Source organism: Streptomyces sp. NPDC005393 (assembly GCF_040606675.1).
GTDB lineage: Bacteria > Actinomycetota > Actinomycetes > Streptomycetales > Streptomycetaceae > Streptomyces.
This window is the reverse complement of the sequence record NZ_JBEXFG010000147.1, coordinates 1-1,142: the sequence shown is the minus strand read 5'-3', so window position 1 is coordinate 1,142 and position 1,142 is coordinate 1. Positions and strand designations below refer to the sequence as shown.

Here is a 1,142-nt window from a genome sequence, read left to right as displayed (position 1 = left end):
TTCGACTCCCGTGACCGCCTGGACGCCTTCACCGACGCACTCCAGCAGATCGCCAACCGCCACGACATCCTGCGCACGGCCATCGTGTGGGAGGGCCTGCGGGAGCCGGTCCAGGTGGTGTGGCGCCACGCCGTCCTGCCGGTCGAGGAAGTGCGTCTCGACCCGAACGGCGCCGAGCCGGTCGAACAGCTGCTCGCGGAGGTCGGTCTGTCCATGGACCTGGGCCGGGCCCCGCTGCTCGGACTCCACGTGGCCTCTGTGGCGGACGGTCATTGGCTGGCGCTGCTGCGCATGCACCACACAGTGCAGGACCACACGACGCTGGAGCTTCTGCTCCAGGAAGTGCAGACGATCCTCGCCGGGCGCGGCGCGGAGCTGTCCGAGCCCCTGCCCTTCCGCAACTTCGTGGCCCAGGCCCGTGTCGGCGCCGAACGGGACCCGCACGCGCCGTTTTTCGCAGAGCTGCTGGGCGATGTCGACGAGCCGACCGCTCCCTACGGACTCGTGGACGCCCGCGGTGACGGCACGCACTCGGCCGAGGCGCGGATCGGAATTCCGTCGGACCTGGAAGCCAGACTGCGCACGCTCGCCCGCCAGTTGGGTGCCAGCCCGGCCACGGTAATGCACGTGGCGTGGGCGCGGGTGCTCTCCGCCGTCAGCGGCCGCGACGACGTGGTCTTCGGCACGGTCCTCTTCGGCCGGATGAACGCGGGCGCTGGATCCGACCGGGTGCCGGGCCCGTTCATGAACATGCTTCCGGTGCGCGTGCGGATCGACGAGATCACCGCGGCCGCCGCGGTCAACGCGATGCGCGGTCAGCTCGCGACGCTCCTTGAACACGAGCACGCGCCGCTGGCCGTGGCACAGACCGCCAGTGGAGTGGCGGGTGACGCCCCGCTGTTCACGTCGATGCTCAACTACCGCCACAACACCGGCTTCAGCCGTGGCGTAGCCGCGATCTTCGACGGCATTGAGGTGGTCTTCTTCCGGGAGCGCACCAACTACCCGCTCGCCGTGGTCGTCGATGACGACGGGGACGGTCTGGGACTGGTCGTGGACGCGGTCGCTCCGGTGGATCCCGCTGCTGTTGCGGCGTTGGTCGTGACGGCGGCGGAGAACTTGGTGTCGGTGTTGGAAGGGGT

Annotated in this window: 1 protein-coding gene; it reads left to right on the top strand. The window is 69.8% G+C overall.

The genetic code is table 11. The annotated features are described in order from the left end of the window. Nucleotides 1-1,142 (top strand): condensation domain-containing protein (locus ABZS71_RS35665; RefSeq protein ID WP_356217042.1); only part of this gene is annotated, 1,142 nt, incomplete at both ends.